At 42.1% G+C, this 7,695-nt stretch carries 9 protein-coding genes; 7 read left to right on the forward strand and 2 right to left on the reverse strand.

All coding sequences use genetic code 11. The features are described 5' to 3' along the window. The first annotated feature begins 114 nt into the window (after positions 1–114). Positions 115–1,167, forward strand: a complete 1,053-nt coding sequence (locus ACQRBH_RS14410; protein WP_427762240.1) for a helix-turn-helix domain-containing protein — start codon at positions 115–117, stop codon at positions 1,165–1,167. An 84-nt stretch (positions 1,168–1,251) separates the two neighbouring features. On the opposite strand, the gene ACQRBH_RS14415 is transcribed toward ACQRBH_RS14410, so the two are convergent. Then, positions 1,252–2,736 (reverse strand): AAA family ATPase, encoded by a 1,485-nt coding sequence (locus ACQRBH_RS14415; protein WP_427762242.1) that lies wholly within the window; start codon positions 2,734–2,736, stop codon positions 1,252–1,254. Positions 2,737–2,816: 80 nt separating this feature from the next. Beyond that, complete coding sequence (locus ACQRBH_RS14420) at positions 2,817–3,224, reverse strand: RrF2 family transcriptional regulator (protein WP_235232766.1); 408 nt, start codon at positions 3,222–3,224, stop codon at positions 2,817–2,819. A gap of 315 nt (positions 3,225–3,539) precedes the next feature. Between ACQRBH_RS14420 and ACQRBH_RS14425 the strand changes: the two genes are divergently transcribed. The 6 genes from ACQRBH_RS14425 to ACQRBH_RS14450 all read left to right on the forward strand — a co-directional run bounded on the left by ACQRBH_RS14425 (position 3,540) and on the right by ACQRBH_RS14450 (position 7,640). Continuing rightward, positions 3,540–4,199, forward strand: a complete 660-nt coding sequence (locus tag ACQRBH_RS14425; protein ID WP_235232765.1) for an amino acid ABC transporter permease — start codon at positions 3,540–3,542, stop codon at positions 4,197–4,199. Beyond that, positions 4,180–4,854 carry an amino acid ABC transporter permease gene (locus tag ACQRBH_RS14430; protein ID WP_427762243.1) on the forward strand — a complete coding sequence of 225 codons (675 nt, stop codon included), beginning with the start codon at positions 4,180–4,182 and terminating at the stop codon, positions 4,852–4,854. The genes ACQRBH_RS14425 and ACQRBH_RS14430 overlap by 20 nt, the downstream gene beginning before the upstream one ends. Before the next feature lie 6 nt (positions 4,855–4,860). After that, positions 4,861–5,625, forward strand: coding sequence for an amino acid ABC transporter ATP-binding protein (locus tag ACQRBH_RS14435; RefSeq protein ID WP_427762244.1), 765 nt, complete (start codon positions 4,861–4,863; stop codon positions 5,623–5,625). Positions 5,626–5,650: 25 nt separating this feature from the next. Beyond that, positions 5,651–6,556, forward strand: a complete 906-nt coding sequence (locus ACQRBH_RS14440; RefSeq protein WP_427762245.1) for a transporter substrate-binding domain-containing protein — start codon at positions 5,651–5,653, stop codon at positions 6,554–6,556. An 84-nt stretch (positions 6,557–6,640) separates the two neighbouring features. Further along, on the forward strand, positions 6,641–7,324 hold the full coding sequence (locus ACQRBH_RS14445) for an AzlC family ABC transporter permease (RefSeq protein ID WP_427762246.1): 684 nt from the start codon (positions 6,641–6,643) through the stop codon (positions 7,322–7,324). Then, positions 7,317–7,640 (forward strand): branched-chain amino acid transporter permease, encoded by a 324-nt coding sequence (locus ACQRBH_RS14450; protein ID WP_427762248.1) that lies wholly within the window; start codon positions 7,317–7,319, stop codon positions 7,638–7,640. Before ACQRBH_RS14445 ends, ACQRBH_RS14450 begins: the two co-directional genes overlap by 8 nt. Positions 7,641–7,695 lie beyond the last annotated feature (55 nt).

Here is a 7,695-nt window from a genome sequence, read left to right on the forward strand (position 1 = left end):
ATTTAATATCTGCTCAATAGGCAGAATAGAAGCCATCTGCTACAATACAGTTAGAAGCATGAAGATGTGCAGAAGAAGGCCTTCAAAAATAATGAAAAACGAGGAGAGACCATTATGGAGATGAAAGATGTAATTCGTAAGAAGCGAAGGGAATGTGGACTTACGCAAGAACAGGTCGCAAGTTTTCTTGGAGTGTCTACACCTGCGGTCAACAAGTGGGAAAGTGGTGTTACTTATCCGGATATTTCGTTACTTCCATCGTTGGCACGATTGCTGAAGACAGATCTAAATACGTTGATGTGTTTTCGGGAGAATCTGACGCAGGAAGATATTGCCGGAATTATGAATACAATAGTGGAGACTGGCAGAGAAGAGGGAATGGAGAAGGCATTTCTCTTGGTTCAGGAACAGGTAAAAGAATATCCATGCTGTGCAGAGCTTCTATGTCAGATGGCGACTTTACTGAAAGGAATGGTGATGATACTGCCTTGTACCGATGAACAGATACAAAAAAATAATGCGTATGCTTCAGAATTATATGAGCGGGTGGTGCAGTGTGATGATCCGGTCTGTGGGAATCGTGCAAGATATATGCTTGCCTCAGAAGCAATCCAGAATGAAGAGTATGACAAGGCACAAGAATTGATTGCTCAGCTTCCAGAATATAATACTTTGGATAAGAGACAGCTGCAGATCTCTATGTATATGAAACAGAGAAAAAATGCAGAAGCTGCAGAATTACTGGAATGTAAATTGAACTTTGCCCTTCAGGAAGTATTCTTATTATTAAATCATCTTGCAACGGTTGCTGTCTGGGAAAATGACAGTGAGCGTGCGTGGGAACTGGCAGAATATAGTCAGAAGGTAATGGGAATATATAACTGGAAGTACAGCATGAATACAGTAGCACTCTCTGTTGCAATGGAAGAAAGGGATGCCAGGCGTTGCATATCCATATTAAAGGAGATGCTGAAAGCTTTGTCTAAGCCATGGGATATTAGCAGCTCGATTCTTTATTCGCATATAAAGAAAAAGGAAGCAGATACAACTTTCCAGAGTCAGATGATAAGATCATTACTTACAGCAATGGAAAAAGATGAACAATTTGAATTTCTGTGGGAGAATACAGAGTTCAGAGAGCTATTGGAAAGGTATAAGACAGAATAGGAATTTATTTTAAAATATCAATAAAGAAGGACCTTGCCAAATAGAATTACATAAGCTGGCAAGGTCTCTTTCATTATAATAATATTAAGACAGAAGTTCTCGTACCATCTGTGCATCAAAGGCTACAGAATCCACATGTTCCACTTCAATCTGATATAATGCATTGGCTGCGATATGCTCAGCTGCCTGTTCAAGATCACGGATTCCGCTGGTGTTTTCATGAAGCTTAATGACGGCATCCAGACCATCTGGAGTCAGGCTGCATTCGTCTTTTCGCATACCGATTCGTTTCAGGACCTTTGGAAGAGCATATTGTGAGAAGATTACTTTTTTCTCATCGGCAGTATAGTCTGGGATCTCAATGACAGCAAAACGAGACATCAATGGTGCACTGATCTGATCTTTGTCGTTGGCAGTCGCGATTGGATAGACGCCGACGGTAGGAATCATACATTCAATATAATTATCCGTGAATCCAAGGTTGTCCAAAAGTGTCAGAAGGACATCGGCAGGGTTGCCGTTCCCCTTGCCGGAGGCAGCCTTGTCTAATTCATTGATAATAAATACCAGGTTCGATTCGCCCGCCATGGAAAATGCATCCATAATGATACCAGGTTTTGCATTGGCGTAGATACGGGAACTACCGGTCAGCTGTTCCGGATCATTGATGGAGCTCATATCCAGAGTGGTCCAAGGCAGTTTTAAGATACGGGCAACTGCGTAAGCAATCTGTGATTTGCCGGTTCCGGCCGGACCGATCAATAACAGACCATAGGCCGGCAATGTATGGGTACGGTTTATCTGGATGATTGTCTCGATGATTCTCTGCTTGACACGTTCCATGCCGTAGAGTTCTTCGTCAAGAATACGGCGAGCTTCTTCTGGGTCGATGGCTTCAAAGTAATTACTCTTCCATTGGATATTCATCATCATAGAGAGGGCTCGCTGTGCGTGACGGCGTTCTTCAGGTGAGACTTCATTAGAACGGGCAACTGCCAGATTCCTTCTTGCCCAGAGACGAATGTTATCTGGTAAAGTCCTTCCGGCACAATTCATAAAGTCGGTAATACTCTGAAGGCTGGTGAGTTTCATGCTGTCACCGGCTTCTTCCTGATCTTCGTCTACAACCTCTTCGGTAGGAGCGTTGCTTAAAAGCAGACGTTCGATCATGAACTGAAGAAATCCATCTTCTGCAGATAATTTAGATCCACCGCCGAAAGCAATTTCACGAATCTTATATACAGCGTATCCATCTTCACGGTTGACACCGGACAAGCGAACATTAATATGGTTCTCGCCCATCCATTTCAAGAGACTTACGAAACGAGCATCAATCTGAAGAATATCGGAACTGATCGTACCCTCTTCTTCTTTGAATTCAAAGGATGTACGCTTAATAGGATTGGTAAATACACCACAAGAGTGATGTTTTAAGTTCTTGCCCTGGTTGTCGAGAATAAGAATTGGTTGTTCCGGTGAGACATTGGATGAATTGGTACGGAAAACTGTATAAGTACATTCGGAAACTTTTGCTTTTTCCGGAGAATTGCTAAAATCAAAAACTGGCATGACAGGACCTCCTAATTCGGCATAAAATTTTCTTTAGTTTAGCATAAAACGAATGATTCTGCTATAATTCCAGGCAATATTTATAGATTCCCATTTAGCACATCTTCCAACGTTATATTGTAAAAAAAGTCATGAATGACAGAATCATATTTTTGCCATAAAGGTAAAGTCATACAAGTGTCTTTTCTGGGACAAGGATCAGCGTCAGGCAGCATACAGGCAACCGGCGCAAGTGGTCCTTCTGTTAATTCTATAATCTCTCCGATGACATATTCTTCTGGTGAACGCGTGAGCATATAGCCTCCACCTTTTCCGCGCAGACCTTTTATAATTTTCCCTTTTACGAGAGCCTTTAAGATAATTTCCAGATATTTTTCGGAGATATCCTGCCGGGCTGCAATATCTTTCAATGGGATATATCCATCCTGCTGGTTCTGGGCAAGATCAATCATTACTCTAAGAGCATAACGGGCTTTTGTTGAAATCATAAGACTACCTCCAATCTAAAGTTATTATATCCAGTTATAAAAAATATTTCAATAATAACCCAATAAACCTATTGACATAGTAGGTTAATAGTGATAATATGCTTACAAGAAAAATGAAAGGAGAAAAGGTCATGACAAAAAACTGTTGTAAGAACTTATGTTGTTGTCGAATGTTGATTTACCGGATATACTGCGTGATAAGGTGCAGCAGCAGGCTTTGTTGTGCTTAGAGATCTTATCTGTGAAAATGTATGTATATCCGGGGAAATGTATCCCCGTTTTTTTAATGCTTTTGTTTGAAGGAGGAAAAGCACAATGAACTGGGAATTTATATGGAAATATCTGCCTATGTATGAGCGGGCCGCGTGGCTCACCGTACGGATCGGCTTTGCCGGAGTTGCATGTGCCATCATACTCGGTCTGATCTGTGCAGTCGTACAGTATGAGAAGATTCCTCTTTTGAAGCAAATAGTGGCTGTATATATAGAACTCAGCAGAAATACACCGCTGCTTGTCCAATTGTTTTTTATCTATTATGGACTTCCGAAGATAGGAATTCAGACGGATGCCGAGACATGCGGAATTGTGGGGCTGGCTTTCTTGGGAGGGAGTTATATGGCAGAAGCATTTCGAAGTGGATTGGAAGCCGTTGCAGATATCCAGACAGAGAGTGCATTGAGCCTGGGTATGAATCGGTTACAGGTTATGCGGTATGTGGTCCTGCCGCAGGCAGTTTCCATCAGTGTTCCGGCATTTATGGCAAATGTAATCTTTCTGTTGAAAGAGACGAGCGTATTCAGTGCTATCAGTTTAATGGATCTGATGTTTACAGCAAAAGACTTGATCGGACTTTATTATAAAACAACGGAAAGTTTGTTTTTATTGGTAGTGTTTTACCTGCTTATACTGCTTCCGATATCAATATTAGGAAGTTTATTGGAAAGGAGGCTGCGCTATGCCGGATTTGGGGCTTGAGGTTCTAATGAAAGGACAGAATTTTGTCAGGCTGCTTACGGGCCTTGGAGCAGCACTTAGAATCAGTCTTATCGCTGTATTGATCAGTATTCCGTTAGGAATCTTGCTTGGAGTATTGATGACATGGAAACATCCGGTCGTTAAGGCAATCCTTCGAATTTATCTGGAGATTGTCAGAATTATGCCTCAGATGGTCTTATTGTTTCTAGTGTTTTTCGGAACAACAAGGGCCTTTGGCTGGGACTTATCTGGAGAAAATGCATCGATTATTGTATTTTCCTTCTGGGGAACGGCTGAGATGAGTGATCTTGTAAGAGGAGCACTGATCAGCATTCCAGTACATCAGTATGAGAGCAGTGAGGCTCTGGGAATGAGTAAAGCACAGACTTATTGGTACATTATTATTCCCCAGACACTGCGAAGATTGATTCCACTGTCTATCAACTTGATTACCAGAATGATTAAGACGACGAGTCTGATATTGATGATTGGCGTTGTTGAGGTCCTGAAGGTAGCACAGCAGATCATCGAAGCAAATCGAATGTCCAGCCCGAATGCTGCATTTGGAATTTATCTGGTCGTATTTTTACTATATTTTCTTGCCTGCTGGCCAATCAGCATGTTCGCAAGATATCTGGAAAGAAGATGGAGGTGACGAGTCGTGGCAGAGTCATTGCTTACAATAGAACATCTGGTCAAGCGATATGGTGACCATGTGATCCTGAATGATATTGAATTAAGCGTCAAAAAAGGAGAAGTTATCGTGGTCGTAGGACCAAGCGGATGTGGAAAGAGTACACTGCTGCGGTGTATGAATGCGTTAGAACCGATTCAGGGTGGAACGATTAAGTTAAGAGATGAGACCATTGATCCAAAGAGCAGATCACTGACCAGCCTCAGACAGAAGATAGGAATGGTGTTTCAAAGTTATGATCTGTTTCCACATCTTACGGTGTTGGATAATGTTCTGCTGGCGCCGATGAAGGTGCAGAAGCGGAAGAAAGAAGAAGTTACAGAAGAAGCGATGAAGCTTCTGGAAAGAGTTGGATTACAAGAGAAAGCAGGCAGTTTTCCAAGGGAGCTGTCCGGGGGACAGAAGCAGAGGGTTGCGATTGTCCGTGCACTGTGTATGCATCCGGAGATTCTGCTTTTTGATGAAGTGACGGCAGCGCTGGATCCGGAGATGGTCCGGGAAGTGCTGGATGTTATCTTAGATCTGGCTGCGCAGGGGCGTACCATGATCATTGTGACGCATGAGATGCAGTTTGCACGTGCTGTCGCAGACCGAGTGTTACTTCTGGATGGAGGCAAGATTATAGAAGATGAGCCGCCGGAGATATTTTTTGAGAATCCAAAAACAGAAAGAGCAAAACAGTTCTTAAATACTTTTACATTTCATGCAGTAAAAACTGCAGAAAAAAATTAGATGATTTAGATGGGAGATTATTATTATGAAAAATTTGAAATTAAAAAAATTAATATCGTTAGTTGCAATCGTATCTACAGTCATTGCATTGACTGCGTGCGGAAGCTCAGGAAGTTCTGAAGAAGAGTCCTCAGAGGAGACAAGTGGCGCTGTGGAATCAGAAGAAAGCTCTGATGTTGTTTATCGTACTCTGGATGAAATTAAAGAAGATGGAACGATTAATATCGGTGTATTCTCTGATAAGAATCCATTTGGATATGTAGATGAAAATGGAGAGTATCAGGGATATGATGTATATTTTGCAAATAGAATCGGAGAAGATCTGGGCGTGGAAGTGAACTTTGTATCTACAGAAGCAGCAAACCGTATTGAGTACCTGCAGACCGGAAAGGTAGATGTGATTCTTGCCAACTTCACAGTAACTGATGAACGTGCAGAAGAAGTTGACTTTGCATTGCCATACATGAATGTAGCCCTTGGTGTGGTATCACCGGACAGTAATGTGATCACGAGTCTGGATGACTGGAACAGTGATGACCAGATTATTGTAATCTCCGGTACAACTGCAGAGACCTATCTCACAGAAAATTATCCGGATATTCCGTTACAGAAATATGATTCTTACGCAACTGCTAAGAATGCACTGGAAAATGGAAATGGTGTGGCATGGGCGAACGACAATACAGAAGTAATCGCATTTGCATTGCAGAATGAAGGCTACACAGTCGGCATCCCTGAACTTGGAAGCAAAGATACGATTGCACCTGCTGTTTCAAAAGGAAATGGTACTTTGCTGGATTGGATCAATGAGGAGATTCAGTCACTGGCAGATGAGCAGTTCTTCCACAAAGACTATGATGAAACTCTGGTGGATACCTATGGCGAGGATTATAAGGAAGAGTTGGTTGTAGAAGGTGGAGTGACTGAGTAAAACGAAACGTACAGATGAATCATATAAGCGGCGGAGAACATGCTTCGCCGCTGCTTTGCAATAAGACGAAATGGATGGCCCCAGATGAAAAAAGAAATATTTAGAAATGCATTTATTAAATCAATACCAATCTTGTGTAGTTATCTGTTTGTCAGTATGGCGTATGGAATCATGATGGAAGAGGCGGGATTTGCATGGTATGATTCGCTATTCATCAGTATGGCGGTGTATACAGGAGCATTCCAGTTCCTTTTGATTACTTTTTTAAGCAGTGGTGCGTCCATACTTACCATTGCATTGACGGCTTTTTTGATGAACAGCCGACAGACATTCTATAGTCTTACCTTTGTGGGTGAGTTCCGTCACATGGGAAAGAGAATGCTCTATATGATTCATACCATGACGGATGAGACTTATGCGGTCAATCTGACTCTTGATTCAAAAGGAAAAGAGAAAGAAGATACCATGTTTCTGATCGCATTGTTCTCCAGGTGTTACTGGATGGTTGGAGCCGTCGCAGGAGGGATTCTGGGGCAAGTGATTCCATTTGATCTGGAAGGAATTGATTTTTGCATGACGGCATTATTTATCATCATCTTTATTGACCAGTGGGAAAAGTCGGAGAATCATCTTCCTGCTTTGGCAGGCCTGACGGTGGCACTTTTCTGTCTGTTTGTAATTGGAGAGAAGAATTTTATGCTTCCGTCATTACTTGTTATCTCGGGGATATTACTGCTTGTCCAGAATGGAGGAATGAAGAGTGAATAAAAATGATATCATTCTGGCAATTCTGGTATCTGCAGCTATTACATTCGCGCTTCGTGCCCTGCCGTTCGTGGCTTTTCGTAACGAAAGAAAGATGCCAAGGAAACTGATCTATCTTGGAAAGATACTGCCTTCTGCTATCATGGCAGTGTTGATCGTATACTGCCTGAAAAATACAGTGACGGACTGGAAAGGGCATGGAGTGCCGGAACTGACAGCGGCAGCAGTGACAGCAATCAGCTACAAATGGAAGCATAATACGTTGGTTTCTATCGCATTAGGAACAGCATGTAACATATTATTATTGCATCTGGTATAACGGAAATGCAGTGTCTCTGGAAAAGCAGCCAGAGGCTTCCTGTAAGAGTAATTAC

Source organism: Bariatricus sp. SGI.161 (genome assembly GCF_050313695.1).
Lineage (GTDB): Bacteria > Bacillota > Clostridia > Lachnospirales > Lachnospiraceae > JAFBIX01.